The following is a 16,740-nucleotide window of genomic DNA, read 5'->3' on the forward strand; positions in this document are numbered from 1 at the left end:
ATATTATAGGCTTTCATAGAAGTGCTTCATCTCTTCAAACTCTTCCAGGTCCAGATCATCCGCGCCTACGTCTGTTGGTGTCAGTTCCTGACCGGAGTGATCCAGGCAATGACGGATGGCATTTAACAGGTGAGTTTTAAAGCGAGAGAGAAGCTGCTTGATCGTGCACTCTTCGTATGCATTTCGGTCATAGGTTAGTCGGATGTTTAATTTTCCATCTTCCATTCGGCTGCTTAATAAGAGAGCATAAAGTGAAGCGCTATTTGCAGCCTGGGAACCTGATGCCACCTCAGCTTCCAGCGGCGATGTTGAAAAATATACCGTTTCCGGGTCCACGGAGTCTATGTAACGGAACCCGATTTCCGGATAACGAGAAATGCTGGAATTCGTTTGATTACTGACCTTGGTCAGATATTTTAATACACCGTAGCCCAGCCCCTGGTTGGGAACCTGTCGAATGGTCTCCTTCACACGTTTGAGCAGCATCGAAATATCATCTGCAGATTTGATGTCCAGTACAACTGGATACACGGACGTAAACTGCCCCACCGTTCTAGAGAAATCCAGCGAACTCTGTTCTCCCGGCTTTCGGACCGGCTTTTCCACGCAGAGCGCAATTCGTTCTAGTCCTGACCATTCGGATACTGTCTGACCTAGTACGGACAGCAGCACTTCATCTGGCACGGTGTTGTAGGCATAATTAACTTGTGTCATCAGTTGCCGGGTTTCGTCTGGTGATAATTGCAGGTGGAGCTGGTGTGTCGGTCTCTCCGATCCAGAATCCGTAATGACTCCATGGTCTTTGGGAAGCGTCCCCCACTCAGAGACCTCTATCTTGTTCCAATAATCCTGCTCCTTGACCAGCTCTTTGCTATTCGCATAATGCTCTAGATGCTCTGCCCACGTTTGGTAAGCGTTCGTTTTGTACGGTAAGACAATCGTTTCCTTGTCCAGCGCTTGCCTGTAGCCTGTTGCCAGATCTTCCAGCAAAATATTCCATGAAATGGCGTCAGCCACTAGCGGGTCTATAGCAAGGAAAAGATGATCACCGCTACCCATTCGGAAAAGCACTGCTCGAACTCGCGGTCCTTCAAACAGCCGCAGGCTGCTTTGAAGACGTTGACATTCAGCTGCCAATTGGCTGCGTGCTTCGCTTTCCGTTCCCGTTAGCGACAGCACCTCCAAAGTGATTAGCTCCTCATTCAACTCTTTGTGAGTTTGCACAACTGATCCGTCAGCCTCTTGTAATAAGCCAAGGCGCAGAGCATCGTGGTGCTCTACAATTTTCTTCAATGCGGCACGCAAGGGCGGCTCTTCAAAGCCCGACTTTGCTAACAGCAGTACTGACGCTGCAGCAGGAAGTGCCTCGGATGCTGAACACCGTTCGAACCAATGGATTAGATGTCGTTGTATCGGTGTCAGTAGCGCCTCCCCATCTACTGGGCTTTGCTCAATCGGAAGGGCCAGTGCTTCTACATAGCCGCTCAGGATTTCAATGGACGGATGCTCCAATACGTGCCGGATATCCAGCGAATACCCGTGAAGACGCATACGCGCGATGACTTGAACGGCTTTAACAGAGTCGCCTCCGAGCAGGAAGAAGTTATCCTGAATGCCTACCTGATCGCGTCCCAAAACATCTTGCCATACGGCGGCCAAAGCCTCTTCCACATCATTTCGTGGCGCTGCATAGACCACACCCGGCCGGGATAGCTCTTCAGGCTCTGGCAATGCTTTTCGATCAGTTTTGCCGTTCGGTGTCAACGGTATCTGGTCCAGAAAAACGAAGTGAGACGGAACCGAGTAATAGGGGAGCAGTTTGGCAGCATGTTCATGAATGGCCGTCAAGCTAGGTGCTTCTTCTGTATTCAGTACAATGTAGGCACATAGTACGGATTCATGATTTTGGCTTTCATTGACAGTGACAATAGCCTCCTGAATTGCAGAATGGCTCATCAAGGCATGTTCAACCTCGCCCAGCTCAATCCGGAATCCGCGTACTTTTACCTGATGATCGATTCGGCCGATAAACTCCAGGTTCCCGTCTGCTTTCCAGCGAGCCAGGTCACCCGTTCTGTACATTCGTGTGCCTGTGGAGAATGGATTAACCACAAATTTTTCCGCCGTCAACTCCTCGCGGTTCCAATAGCCGCGGGCTAGCCCTTCCCCTGCAATGCATAGCTCGCCCGGTATGCCGATGGGTTGTAATCTATCCTGCGCATCTATGACATACATTTGCGTATTCGCGATAGGACGCCCAATGTCGATCTGTTTGGCATGGGTAAGTTCCTGCACTGCCGACCAAACTGTTGTTTCCGTAGGTCCATACATGTTATAAATGCGGGGACCGTTCAATTTCTGCAATGCTTCCAGCAGCCTAGACGGAAGCGCTTCTCCCCCGACCATAATCTCCTGCACACCTTGCAGCGCACGGAAAGCTTCCTCATGGCCCAGCAGCAATTGCAGCCGGGATGGTGTCATTTGCAGCATGTCAACGTGGAGTGTAGTAATCAATTCGCCAAGTGTCTGAGGATCGACCTGATGATGACGATCGCCCAGCACGACGGTCATGCCGCCCAACAGGGGCAGAATCGTTTCCAAAACGAAAATGTCAAACGATATGGTAGTTAGCGATAAAATCGTTTTATTCGCTGCAAAGTCAATCACTTCACGCATCCCAGTGATAAAATTCAGCACCGAGCGATGCTGGAGCATCACTCCTTTCGGATTTCCGGTTGAGCCAGAGGTGTAGATAACGTAGGCTAAATGCTCCGGCTGAGTCGTAACTTCCAGATTGGTCTTTTCTCCTTGATATAATTCCTCATCTTCAATAAACAGGATGTTGGCGTTATAATGGTGTTCTCCTGCCAGATCGTGGCTGGTCAGGAGTACGGCAGCCTCACTGTCACTCAGCATATATTCGATACGGGCTGACGGATATTCAGGGTCGATAGGCACATAAGCACCACCTGCTTTTAGCACGGCAAGCAAGCCGATCATCATTTCCGCTGAACGCGGCGCCATCAAACCGACTAGCTTATCGGGTCCTACACCATTCGCTTGAAGCACCCGTGCCAGTGAGTTAGCACGTTCATTCAACTCCCGGTAGGTCAGACGCTGATCTCCGAACACCAATGCTGTATGACTCGGCGTCTGTTCAACCTGCTTTTCAAACTGCCCGTGTACTGTCTCATTAAACGGGAAAGGTACGACGGTACGATTAAATACGGTTAGCTGTAATTGCTTCTCCTCATCTGAAATAATCGTAATATCGGCCAACCGCATCCCTGCATCCTGCGTTACTTTTTCCAAAATTCGTACAAAATGCTCTGCCAGCCGCCGGACGGTCTCCGGTTTAAACAGCTTTGTGCCATATTCTAAAGTGAAGAACAATCGTTCTTTTTCTTCGGTCACATGCAATGAAAAATCCACCTTGGATATGCCCGCGTTGAATTCCTCCGGTTTAAAACGAATACCTCCTGCTTCCACAATATCTGTGCCGACATTTTGCAAACTGAACATCGTATCGAATATCGGATTTCGACTTACATCGCGTACCAGTTCCAGCTTGTCTACAAGCTTATCAAACGGGTATTCCTGATGCTCCAGTGCCAGCAGCAAGTTTTGCTTAACCTCCTGCAAAAAGGATTGGAACGTTAAAGAAGATTGCGGCTGGTTACGAAGCACCAGCGTATTGACGAACATGCCAATCATCGCTTGCGTGTCTACATGCCGTCTTCCGGCAACAGGTGTACCTACGATGATGTCCTCTTGACCCGCATATTTGCCCAGCAGGACATTATAAACCGCCAAAAGCACCATAAAGATCGTGGACTTTGTATCCTGGGCCAATTTATAGAGTCTGCTCGCTAGTTTGGATTCCAATGTGACGGTCAAGCTGTCACCTTCAAAGCTTTGTACTTGCGGACGTGGAAAGTCTGTTGGCATATTTAGAATAGGAAGCTCCCCATTCAAGTTCTGAAGCCAATATGATTCATGCGCTTTCCATGCCTCATCAGTTATTTGCTGCTTCTGCCAAGCAACAAAGTCTTTATAATGAAGCTGAATGTTCGCAAGTTGTCTACCCTGGTACCGTTGAATGATTTCATTAAGCAGTACAGCCATGGAAAAACCATCAGACACGATATGATGTATATCCACGAGCAGATTGAAGCCACCTTCGATAAATTCGAGCAGTTCGGCGCGGAATAAAGGAGCTGTTCCCAGCTGAAAAGGCTGAACAAACAAGGTCCTGGCCTGTTTTGCTTCTTCCTTGGAAATACGGGTATGCGGGATATCGAATGGAATGGTGTCCCGAACTTTTTGCACCACTTCCCCGTCTTCCAGATCGAAGTATGTCCGAAAAGATTCATGACGAGAAATAACTTCCTTAACGGCTTCAATGAAGCGGGGAACCTCCAGAGCTCCCTCTATGAAAAGCTGGCCAGGGACATGATAGGCCATTCCGGCTCCTAGCTGTTCAAGCACGTACATTCTCTTTTGGGCAAAAGATACCGGATAAAAGGCTTGTCTGTTCACAGCTACAATCGGTTCGTAGGCCCTCTTGCTCCCACCCGCAATATATGCAGTCAGATCAGCAATCGTTTGCAGCTCAAAAATGCGGCTAAGCGGAATGTGTGCCCCCAATTCCTTACCGACTCTCGACAGAATCACCGTCGCTTTTAGCGAATCACCGCCCAGTTGAAAAAAGTTATCGTCATGGCTGATATCCGTTACATTCAGAACGTCCTTCCAAATGTCCACAAGTTGATCTTCCATACCTCGGTTCTCTGAAGCGATGCCTGTTTTAGCGAATACGCCTGCTTGTCCCGGTGCTGGCAAAGCCTGTAGATCAGGCTGGCCATTCGGCAGAAGAGGAATATGATCCATCAGAATCCAAAAACGGGGCTGCGTATAATCTGGAAGCATTTCAATTACAGCCTTTTTTAATGCGTCTGCTTCCCAAGGCTTCGATGCGTTTGCGACCACATAGGCGCTTATATATGAGACGATTCCAGTTTCGTCCGTTTGCGGTGTAATGACGCAGGACTCCAATTGGAGAACCTGCAGCAGGTGTTTCTCCAACTGCTCCAGATTAACCTGATGCCCGCGAATATGGATGACCCGATTCAAATTTCCGATATGCCGCAGCTTACCATCGTTCTCCACATAAACCCATTCCTGGGTCGTTCCCAACAGACCTGCTGCTGAGGCTTGATACGCCTCCCCTGCTGTCCCGACAGGCGCCAAATGCTTGTACGCATCAAGGGCGCAAAGATAGTTTCCATTGGCATCGGTATTCGCTGCCCATGCTGCTCGAAGTTTTTCGGTCTCCGACGCACGGAGTAACGTCAGCGCGGAAACGCGAGCCCCTTCTTCCTCTACAAGGGAATGCAGCAGATTCAGGAAATATCCTGACCAGGCCAAGATTATGTTTGGCTGAAAAAGATCTGCATTATAGTCAAAATCAAGACGTAATTGCTTCTGCGTCTCTGTCACGTTCAAAAACAACTCATATTTGCTGAATGATACCTCATGTTCAACGAGCTCCGTCTCCAGTTTATGGAATTGAAAACGCGGAATCGGTCGATCCATATTGAATACAGCCTTTATGATAGGTAAATGTTTTAGCCCCAGCTGAGCGAGTCCGGCAAAGCTGTACTTTTGATAGCTTTCCAGTTCATTCATGCGCTTTTTGACCGTGTGAGCATGCTCCATAAAAGTAGAATCAGGACGCACTTCGCTGATGACCGGAAGCAGGTTGACACAGTTGCCGATCAAAGAGAATGCGTCCATATGGGATTGTCCTGCGGTGGGAACCCCCACCGTTATTTCCCGCTGCCCTGTCAGGCGATGCAGAAAAATCTGAAAGGCGGATAACAGCGTTATAAAAAGACTGCTGCCAAGCTTTATGCTAGCAGACCTCAATTGTTTAACAAGCGGCGTCTCAAGAATTAGGGTATGTCTGCTTCCTCTAGAGGACAGAATCTGCACTCCCCTCACTGGAGATGGCAGCTGGAGGACAGGCTGCTGTTTTTCCAGCATCGCCGACCAAAAAGCCAGGGCCTCTTCCTTTCCTGCTTTCAACTGGTCCTGCTGCCAAACCACATAATTCCGAAAAGGTATCGGTTCAGGAAGGTTGTAGTCAGCATGCCGGACAAGCGCAGAATAGATGTGTTCCAGTTCCTCAATAAATACACCGATTGACCAACCATCCGCGATAAAGTGATGGAACGTAAAGACACTCAGATGCTCCTCATCTGATATTTTTAGTAGGTGAATCCGGAATAGCGGCTCACCTGGTATCATGTTAAACGGGGTTTCGCTGTTCTTGATCATCCATGCCCGGAGATGCTGCTCCTGTTCATCGGGATGGTGAGTGGTAAAATCATAGAGCGGGACTTCCACTTTCATCTCAGGAGCGATCACCTGAGTTTCTCCATCTCCGCTCATATAAATATGTAAGGCTTCATGACGGTTTACAATGGTCTGGACAGCCTCGTTGAACGCCTGCTGCTGAAGCGGACCACGAAACCGCAACAAGGCGGTTTCGTGTAAAGATAGAGAATCACTGCGTTCTGAAACAGAGGCGAACCAAAGCTGTTTTTGGTCTGGCGTTAACGCAATAACAGTGTCTGCTGCTGAAGCTTCTGCAGGTACCGTTACAGGCTGTCTGCCCGGCCCCGGGCTGTTCCCATTCGGGGGCGGGTCCGGTAAAAAGCCCCCTTTGCGCAGCTCGTCCACGCTATCCTTGACAGCTTGTACGATTCTCGCTATATCTTCCTCGGTATGGGCCGTGGACAAGAAGCAGTTGCGTCCTTCCCAAATATAGATGCCTTTGTCCAGCATGTGATAAAAGAACAACTCCAGATCGCCCTTGAGCACAAAGCGAAATAGGGAGCCAAAGTGAACGACCTTCATAGGTACGTGTTCGTCAGTGAAATAGCTGTTTAGCTCCGCCGCTAACGCCGAGGTACGGCTGTTCAAGCGATTTTGCAGCTCCTCGCCATTTTTCTCCAAATGGTCCAGCACCGCTAAAGATGCAGCCATGGCCAGCGGATGATGGCAGAAGGTTCCTGCGACAAAGGTTCGCTGCTGCTCATGCTGTGGATAGGAATCGTCCCCGAATCTCCATGTGCCTCCGTCAATCCCGTTCATAAAGGCGGCTTTTCCGGCTACGATCCCAATGGGTAGCCCACCGCCAATGATTTTACCGTAGGTCACGAGATCCGCATGTACTCCAAACCACGCTTGAGCCCCTCCAGGCTGAATTCGGAAGCCTGTGATGACTTCATCAAAAATGAAGGCAGTGCCCGACTGTTCCGTAATCTGGCGAATTTCCTGTAAAAAAGTTTTGGGCTGAAAATCAGGTCGGCGGCTTTGCACCGGCTCCACCATGACCGCGGCCAGTTCATGCGCATGAGTGCGAATATAATTCAGGGAATCGTCCGTCCCATAAGGAAGCACGACGACATCGTCTACCATATGCTGCAAGATGCCTGGAGCTAGAGGTGTCGAATGTTCCTTGTTGTCACCTGCACTCCCCAGCGCCAGCACCCCGTCGAATGTACCGTGATACGAGCCAGCAAAAATGACGACTTTAGCTCGTCCTGTGGCAGCACGCGCCAAACGGAGCGCGACCATAACGGCCTCGGTGCCGGAATTATACATGGCAACTCGTTTCACCCCGGTCATCTTGCATATTCGTTCGGCCACCTGTCCGGCTATGTTGGACATGGGGCCGATACACATGCCGTGCTTCAGCTCTTCCTCAATTTTTTCACGAATAAAGGCCGGATTGTGCCCGAACAGATTTACGCCAAAGCCCATCGTCAAATCGACATATTCATTGCCATCCAAATCCCAGATTTTAGCCCCGTCTGCACGTTGGGTTACAATTTGGTACACCATTTCCTTCAAAACAGGCCGAAAGCCAGCCACATTCCGGTTATTTGCGTATACGGAACGGTACTGCTGAGTGTATTTTTTGGTGCTGCACGTACGGGCCGTGTAGCGCTCTATCAGCTCTTGCAGGTGTTGTTCCTGACGGAGTGAAAGCAATTCACGTGCTTTAACATCCAGCTTTTTATAGGGCGTATACGGCTTGGCTTCATGACCTGCCTGCTTGGAAGCAGCCTTTACGGATGGAGCTGGAGCTGGTGCTAATCCAGCCGCAACTTTCTGCTTCGGTTCAGTATGGATGATCTGCGTGCTTTCACTAATTTCCGATGAAAAAACGCTCGTTTCCGGGCTTAATGGCTGGGAAGCTATTGCGGATGCAACTGGCTGATGCCGGAGAATATCAAGCTGCTGTGACATCAGATGCAGCTGTTGCTGCACAATTCGCTCTACAGCCGCAGGAGCTGTAGCAATCGGAAAACTTGGAGCCTGTGTGGGCCCAGCCGGAACGGCGGACTCAAGAGTCGGTTGGGTTAACGGAAAAGCTGCATGATGAAACTGTTTCAGCGTTGCTTCTGGACGATTTTCCATAGACTGACCCGGGAGTTCAACAGAAGTAGAAATGCTCGCCCGTTCGGCTACGTAGCTGGCCAACCGTTCCAGCGTGGTCAACGATTCGAAAAATTCGTTCATTGGAATGTCTAGTCCGAAGGTATCCTTGATACTGTGGCGAACCTGGGACAAATTAATGGAATCCAACCCAAGCTCGAGAAAATGTGTCTGCGGCTCCAGTTCCTCCAGGCTGAGCTGGGACACGTTACCGATCATTTTCGCTAGCTTTAGAAGTATAGATGATTTATGCTGATCATCGGCAGCAGATGCTGGCGATGAATACTCGTTCCCCATCATTCCAGACTCCTTTACTGTTGAGTTTTCATGAACTGACGTTTTCTGTTCCGCTCGAACCTGTTCAGGCACGTTAATCCAGCATCTTTTCCGTTCGAATGGATACATAGGCAGAGAAACCTTTTTATAACGCTTACCTGCATAGAGGGCATTCCAATTGATCTGCGCTCCTTGCACATACTTGGCAGACAGCTGCTCCAGGGATTGGAGCGTGTCCAAGCTTCCAGTGACCATCTCTGCGCTGCCTATGCTATCCGCTATTCCAGTGTATACACCTTCGACGACTCTGCCTTGTTCATGCAACTGAAGCACCTTCGCTTTTAACGCATCCGCTCCTGCAGCAGTCACAGCAATCCGGTGATTCAGATGGCTTCTGCCTGTGTTAGCCGTATAGCATACATCCTCCATCACGATCTCTTCCACGCGCCCGAACCGTTCTGCGTACCGTCCGACCAACTGGCGCAAAGCGGATTCACTCCGCGCCGACAGGGTCAACAGCAGCGGTGATGATTTATTGTTGCTGCCCGTTGGACTTGGATCTGGTTTTGTCTTCTCTATATACTCCTCCAGCACCACATGGCAGTTCGTCCCACTGAATCCAAAGGAACTCACCCCGCTTCTTCTCGGGAATCCGTCCGTCTTCCATTCCCTCAGCTTCGTATTGGCATATACCGGGGATTCCTCAAAATGAATCTTCTGGTTTGGTGTGCGAAAATGAACAAGCGGCGCAATTTGCTGGTGCCTCATGGACAGCACGGATTTGATCAAGCCCGCAATCCCGGCGGCTTCGTATAAATGACCGATATTCGTTTTGACCGTGCTGATCGCCGCAAACTGCTTACGCTGTGTATGCTTGCGGAAAGCCTTGGCAATGCCGTCAATTTCAACCGGATCGCCCAGTTTGGTTCCGGTTCCATGAGCTTCGATATAGCTGATCGTTTCAGGATCAGTCCGTGCATCGCGCCACGCCTGCAAAATGACTTCTGCCTGAGCCAGCGCATTAGGCGCGGAAATACCAATCGTGCTGCCGTCCTGATTGATGGCGCTACCCTTGATCACGGCTAAAATGTGGTCGCCGTCTTGTTCCGCTTTGCGCAGCGGTTTCAGGAAAACAGCACCAACTCCTTCACCCCAGCCTGTTCCGTCCGACTGGTCGTCGAAGGCGCGTGCCCGATCATCGGAGGATTCCATGCCAATACCGGCTTTCAGCGGCAACAAAATCGTTTTCACTCCACCTGCCAAGGCCATGTCGCAGTCTCCATTGAGGATGGACTTGCAGGCCAAATGCACTGCCACGAGTGAAGAAGAGCATGCTGTATCAATTGTTACTGCCGGACCTTTCAGATCGAGCAAATATGCAATCCGGCTGGAAATAATGGACGGTAAATTACCAATGGCAAAGTTCGGCAGCGCGCCTGGTTCTACCTCGGACAACAAACGCTCATATTCAAAGCTGGTCTTGGAGAAGCCGACATATACGCCGACCTTTTGGCCTGCTAGTTGCTTTCCCCCATACCCTGCATCCTCAATCGTGCTCCAGGCTGTTTCTAGAAATAACCGTTGGTTCGGGTCCATGAGCGAAGCCTCTCTTGGAGTCAGTTTAAAGAAGGAGTAATCGAACTTGTCTACTTCATCCAGATAACCGCCTTCTGCAATTTGCATATTCCGTCCTTCCGTATTCAGACGCGAAAGAAAAGCTTCGGCATCTTTTCTTCTTTCGTCGCTGTACGGGCCGATATTATCAGCGCCTGATGCTACATTCGCCCAAAACTGCTCCAATGTTTCCGCTTGAGGAAACCTGCCTGACATGCCGATGATGGCGATATCTCGGACATTTGCTTCTTCCTTGGCTTTGGACTCTGCTGTTGCAGTTGCATCTCCGCTTAGATTTTGACTGGAGATATACGCAGCCAGCTTGGCGATGGTCGGATAGGAAAAGAAGTCCGTCACCTCAATATGAATCCCTAATTGATCCTCCAATTGGTCCACAATTTGAACAAGCTGCAAGGAAGTTACTCCGATATCAAAGTAGCTGTCGTCTGTCCCGATCGACTTTATATTTAAAATATCCTGGCATATTCCAATCAGCTTCTTCTCTACTTCTCCTTGAGGCAAGACCGCACGCTCAGCTGATTGTGTGACCCGAACAGCCTCGGCCAGTGCTGTCAATATTTCATCAAATTCGCCCTGCTCATAACTCTGGGCTAATTTGAAGCGCTGAACCTTTCCACTGGTTGTTTTAGGTATACGCCGGATCGGAACCACCTTGTGAATATGCCAGCCTCCCCGGTAATTCAGATGGCTTTTCAGCTTTTGGGCAAGCGGTACAAAATGCTCTATTTTTTTTGCGTGCATTACAAAGGCTATAATACGATCCTGCCTCGTTTGCGTATCATGTACACCGCACACAGCTACTTTTCCGAGTTCCACACCATCCAGTTCCTCGGCGATTCTCTCAATATCATGTGGGTAGACATTCTGTCCGTTCACAAAAATGATATCCTTGGCTCTACCGGTAATAGTCAGGCGTCCGTTTCGCATAAACCCTAAATCTCCAGTGATAAGCCAGCCATCCTCCGTTATAACCTTTGCGGTAGCTTCTGGATTGTTATAATATCCGGATGTAACATTTTTGCCGCGGATTTGCGTGTATCCAATCACCCCATCATCAAGCACCTGATTTTGTTCATCACAAATACGGACAGAGGTATTAGCCAATGGATAACCCAAATCCAAAAAAGTAAGACACCGCTTGTCAGACTTGTCCACTTCTTCTACAGGCTCACCAACGTGTAACTGGTGCCGGTTCAAATGAATGGGAATAAAAGTGTTTTTGTCCAGAGGCGGAGAGGAAACACCTACACTCGCTTCTGCCAGCCCGTAGACGGGTAACATGGCATTTTTATTCAAACCATGAACACTCATTGCATCCATAAACACATGACAAAGCTCTACAGATATTGGCTCAGCTCCATTTAAAATCATACGAACACTCGTCAAATCCCAGTTAGCTGCTGTTTCAGGTTTATACTGATCGAGAAAAAATTTATATCCAAAATTGGGAGAGCATATTTGAGTAACCTTATGCTCCGATACTTTTTTCAGCCACAAAGACGGACGCCTGATAAAAAGTGCCGTCGGCATAATCAGCTGTTTGGCATTAGCAATCACACAGGTTAAATGAAATGCGATCAATCCCAGGTCATGCGTAAGCGGCATCCAGCCCAAATAAGCATCCTTGGAGCTCATGTCTGTTTGATTTACAATATCCCGGATATTGTAAACTAGATTTTCATGCGTCAGCATGACTCCTTTGGGATCGCCTGTAGAACCCGAGGAGAATTGGATAAAAGCTAGCTCCTCCGGTTTGGATACATGAACTACACCTTTATTCTGAGTGGAATAATCGAATCTATGGCTTGAAAAAGTCGCTTTTTTAACCGGCTCAAAGGAATCCAGCTGCTCGTGCTCTTGCGCGTATTTTTCAAGCTGCTCTAATACCTTGTCATCTGCAACCATATATGGGCGGGAGAGTGTGTTCCAGATTTTAAACAATTTCATTTTATGCTCATCATTATTCCCTATGCTTACAGGTACAGGAACGATTCCACCAATCAGGCAACCCCAAAATACATTCAAAAAGTTATGGTTGTCGTCGATCTGTATGATCAGCTCATCGCCGGGTTTTACTCCTTGTTCCTGTAATTCATAAAGCACCTGTAATGCTTGCTCCAGAAGTTTCCTGTAGGATACGTATTCCTCTTGTTTATCACCGGAAATAAAAATGATTCCGTTCTCATCCCGGCTTGCACGGTCCTGAATGATTTCAACTAAGGTTTGAAACTGCTCCATCCTGATCCCTCCTCAATTGCTCTAGCATTGCTTTCCGCTCTCCTTCGGAGACCTGTTTGGTTTGCAACACAAGGCAAATACACTCCAGTATTTCCTGTCTTTGCTCAGAAGCAGGAGGCGAACTACTGCCTGATTGCAAGTTTCGCAGTAATTTTTCCAGTCTGCGCACAGGTAAAATAACACCCTTTCGATACTCATCTTCATTCCAATTGGCGTTGGGAGTAGACACTGCTAGTGACAGGGAACAGGCAATCCAATCACGGATCGAGAAACGGCGGCCCAGTTCAAAGCGATCCAAGTCTCTGTCCAAGGACAGCACTTCGATATTAGGGCTTATTTCCCTCACTAAATTTTTCAGCACTGTTCGTGGACCTAACTCGATGCCTTGTTTTACGCCATGATTCATCATATATTGCACGGTTTGAATCCATCGAACCGGGTGAGTCATTTGCAAAATCAATCCTTGACGTATGCTGTCAAGATCGCGGTATGGCTGAGCGGTCACATTGGAGATCACGGGCCACTTCGCTTCATTTAAAGTGTACTTTTGCAGCTCTTCGGCCAGTCTGTCCGCAGCAGGCTGCATAAGCGGACTATGAAAAGGGCCGCTGACCTGCAACCGCGTAATTTGGGCTCCTCGCTGTTCTAACTCGCCAGCTGCCAAAGCGACAGAGGTATGATGACCTGAAACGACGTTTTGGCTAGGTGAATTGTAACATGCAATGGCTGCAGGCTGATCGACTGTGGAGTACAAACGACAGCATTCTTCCACTTCGCCCAGCTCAGCTCCGCGAATGGCAATCATGCTGCCCAGCTTTGTCATTGCGGCTTCTTCCATAAAGCGTCCCCGCTCTTGGACTAATCGTAAAGCGTCTCCAAAGGACAGAACACCGCTGCTTACCAGCGCTGAATATTCACCTAGGCTATGACCAGCTGAAAATTCAGGGATAATTCCGATTTCATGCATATAACGCCGAAATGCAATGACACTGATCGTGAGAAGTGCGGGCTGCGTATAGAATGTTCTGGATAGCTTGGTCATCGGACCTGCCATGCATAAAGCTTTCAGATCATATCCCAAAATATCAGCAGCCTCTTCGAACAAGCAATCCGCTTCTGCAAAGCCGCTATGCCATGTAGCCCCCATTCCTACATACTGAGATCCTTGTCCAGGAAAAACCAAAGCTATACGATTCATATCAAACCCCTTTCCACAAAAATTATGGAAGAACAAAGGTATCTTTACATTTCATGTATGTATACATATGTATGGTGACATTAAGATGTAGAGAAAACTGCAGTAAAAAGCAACGAAGTAGATTGCCAAAAAACAGTAATCGACATATGGAAGTGAATTGGTAATAGGGTTCCGTTCGTGGTGTGATTGTGAACAAAAGTCAGGTGTGTGAGTAGACTTGGAAGTGTAAAAACCTTGGAGTATACTGAAATTTCAGGCTTGAAAGCTAAAATTCAGCATCATAGATGAATGGTGTGAAATTACTGGAGTCATACAGGGTGTTTTTCTATAAGTAAGCGTTAAATATGGAATATTTTATTTATATATTAAATATGGACTCGAAAAATGTCAATATCCATCCAATTCCTTTAATAAGAGAAAATGATGAGACATGAATGTTTTTGTTACATTAAGCCTAAAAGTAAATTAAAGTATGGCAATATAATGTTAAGTATATTATACACACAAACCATGTCCTTTTTTGTCTAAAAAATCAGGCATGGTTTGTAATAACAGTTCATGGCACGGATCATTAAGCCCCTTCCGTTACATGAATTAGCTTCGTCCGTTCCCTGTAATCGGAACTACTTCAGTCAGCCGGGTCTACAGCGAACCATATCACAAACGGCAAATCGGTTATAAAATCAAGGGTCTTATATCTCAGATGGGTGACAGTAGCCTGAATGACCCCGTCAATTTCCAGCACATAGCAATCATTGTGTTTAATGTTCTGACGAATGAGAGCAACATCTGCCTGAGCGGCAGGCCACTGGATTCCCAACTGCCGGATCGTTTCGTACGCTTCGTAGGTCACATACTGTTTGTCTGCACTAAGTTATCTGAATGTTCAGGTAAAATATGATGAACGAGATGAGGAGTTAAAACCTATCTGCCATCAAAGATCTATATAACAATGAGATTATCGCCTATTAGATCAGCTGCAGGAAATGACTTGGAATTCCCTTAGCCATTTTCGAATTTTATGGATACCCACAGTTCGAACCGCAGCGATTATTGTTTCGTCACTTCACGAATACTCATATGTTCTTCGTTCACCAACCGGACTGCCTCCATCTTTACATCTAAGGAGTATTGCCGGAATGATTGTCCCTTTTTAGCCATGAAAAATCCCCTCCGTTCAACAAGATTAAGTCCATCTTAACAGATGTCTTTTCTCTCTTGTCTACTAGAAGGGGATAATACCAGCTGCCCTGTCCTTTTATAAATGAATAAAATCCGAATACCCCTCTATGAAAAAAGCAGCCCCTCTTGAACTGCCTTACTGCTAGTCACTTCAACAATAGGATGAATTCATTCATGGGCTACCTCATTTACAAGTAGCTATTCAGCGTTTTTTAAGAATTCAAGCTCTTTGACAATACCGGGAAATAATTTATCTAGATTGTAAAATGCCAGCAATAAAATTTGCAGGATAGCCAAGATAATTGGAACGTAGATAAACATGAAATGAATAGACGCTAGCGCAGTAGTACTGATTGTAGCTTGTCCACCAGCATATCCTCCCAATGCCAGTCCCCAACCGATAAGTGCCGCTCCCAAACCGCCTCCCGCTTTTGTGCCGAAACTGCCTGCACTGTACACCAGTCCTTCGGTGCGCATCCCTGTCTTCCATTCGCCATATTCAATGGTATCTGCCAACATAGCAAAGAAGGTTCCGAGAATAGCGGCATGCCCAAGCGCTTTAATAACGAGTCCCAGACAGACCGCCATCAGACTTGTGGGGCTGACGGCAATGACAAGCGATCCGACAATCAGGAGGATACTTCCGATAATGGAGGAATTTCGTTTACCGATCCGCTTGACGACGGGGGGCAATAGCATATAACCAAACAGGGAAGGAAGCAGTAAGGATATGCCGAGGACTCCAATCAGATTGGCGTCTTTTAACACATAACGTGCGTAGTAAATATTCATACCTGTGCCCAGTGCGTTATTTATAAAATAGACCACAGCAAACCCAAGGATCAATTTCCAATACTTATTACGCATCAGCGCTCCAAAAGCGCGTCCAAACGGAATTGGCTTTTGTACAACAGATGGAGTAACCCTTTCCTTGGTACTGAAGAAGGTAACGAGAAATAAAAAGGTTCCGAGCAAGCCAAATATAATAAAGGTGTAAATCCACCCTTTTTGACCGCCGCCGAATGACTTCACTAACGGGAGGGTGAAATAATTAATTAGCAAGGCACCAATATTCGCTAGACTCATACGAAAAATATTAAGCAGAGAACGCTGGTAAGAATCCTGCGTTATCATGGAATTAAGCACACCATAAGGGACGTTAATGCTGGAATAGATAAAGTTCATTAGCAGATAGGTAACGTAAATGTATAGAATAGTGATCGTCATATTTCCACTTGGAACCGTGAACAAAAGAATTCCAGACAATGCAAATGGCCCGGACATCCACAGTAACCAAGGACGGGCCTTTCCGTGTCTGCTCTTCGTTTTATCAATCAAAGCCCCAATCGCGACATCAATAAACGCATCCAGTACGCGTGCAACTAGCATTAAAGTACCAATGACACCAGCGCTGATCCCGATTACATCTGTGTAAAAATAGGACAGAAAAGTCATTGCGGCGGCAAACAGCAACTGGCTGGCAAAATCACCGAATCCATAACCAATTTTTTCTTTCAGCGTAATATTTGAACCGGTTTGCACTGAAGTCTCATTTCCCATTACAACAATATCGCTCGAACTTCTCATGCTCATGCTCATGCTCCTTTTCCCTTGTTATTCTCTACAATTCAATGCCATCAAGAAAACGTTTTCTTAATCATCAAAAAAACAAGCTGAAATACCTTGAATCCAGCTGATTATTG

4 protein-coding genes are annotated in these 16,740 nt (G+C 47.5%); all 4 read right to left on the bottom strand.

The window, feature by feature from the left end:
- Positions 1-3 precede the first annotated feature (3 nt).
- Positions 4-12,657 carry a non-ribosomal peptide synthetase/type I polyketide synthase gene (locus tag BN1546_RS24975; RefSeq protein WP_090739105.1) on the bottom strand — a complete coding sequence of 4,218 codons (12,654 nt, stop codon included), beginning with the start codon at positions 12,655-12,657 and terminating at the stop codon, positions 4-6.
- Complete coding sequence (fabD, locus tag BN1546_RS24980; protein WP_058710632.1) at positions 12,632-13,855, bottom strand: ACP S-malonyltransferase; 1,224 nt, start codon at positions 13,853-13,855, stop codon at positions 12,632-12,634. Before fabD ends, BN1546_RS24975 begins: the two co-directional genes overlap by 26 nt.
- Positions 13,856-14,483: 628 nt before the next feature.
- Positions 14,484-14,708: a GNAT family acetyltransferase gene (locus tag BN1546_RS24985; RefSeq protein ID WP_090739106.1), complete on the bottom strand. Its 225-nt coding sequence runs from the start codon at positions 14,706-14,708 to the stop codon at positions 14,484-14,486.
- A 527-nt stretch (positions 14,709-15,235) separates the two neighbouring features.
- Positions 15,236-16,624 carry an MFS transporter gene (locus tag BN1546_RS24990; protein ID WP_013371222.1) on the bottom strand — a complete coding sequence of 463 codons (1,389 nt, stop codon included), beginning with the start codon at positions 16,622-16,624 and terminating at the stop codon, positions 15,236-15,238.
- Between the last annotated feature and the right edge of the window lie 116 nt (positions 16,625-16,740).

The sequence above is a fragment of the Paenibacillus sp. Mc5Re-14 genome, assembly GCF_001049835.1.
In the GTDB taxonomy this organism is placed as follows: domain Bacteria; phylum Bacillota; class Bacilli; order Paenibacillales; family Paenibacillaceae; genus Paenibacillus; species Paenibacillus polymyxa_C.

Excerpts from the sequence above, each read along its gene's own strand:
- fabD (WP_058710632.1), bottom strand. The coding sequence starts at position 13,855 with ATGAATCGTATAGCTTTGGTTTTTCCTGGACAAGGATCTCAGTATGTA.
- BN1546_RS24975 (WP_090739105.1), bottom strand. The coding sequence starts at position 12,657 with ATGGAGCAGTTTCAAACCTTAGTTGAAATCATTCAGGACCGTGCAAGC.
- BN1546_RS24990 (WP_013371222.1), bottom strand. The coding sequence starts at position 16,624 with ATGAGAAGTTCGAGCGATATTGTTGTAATGGGAAATGAGACTTCAGTG.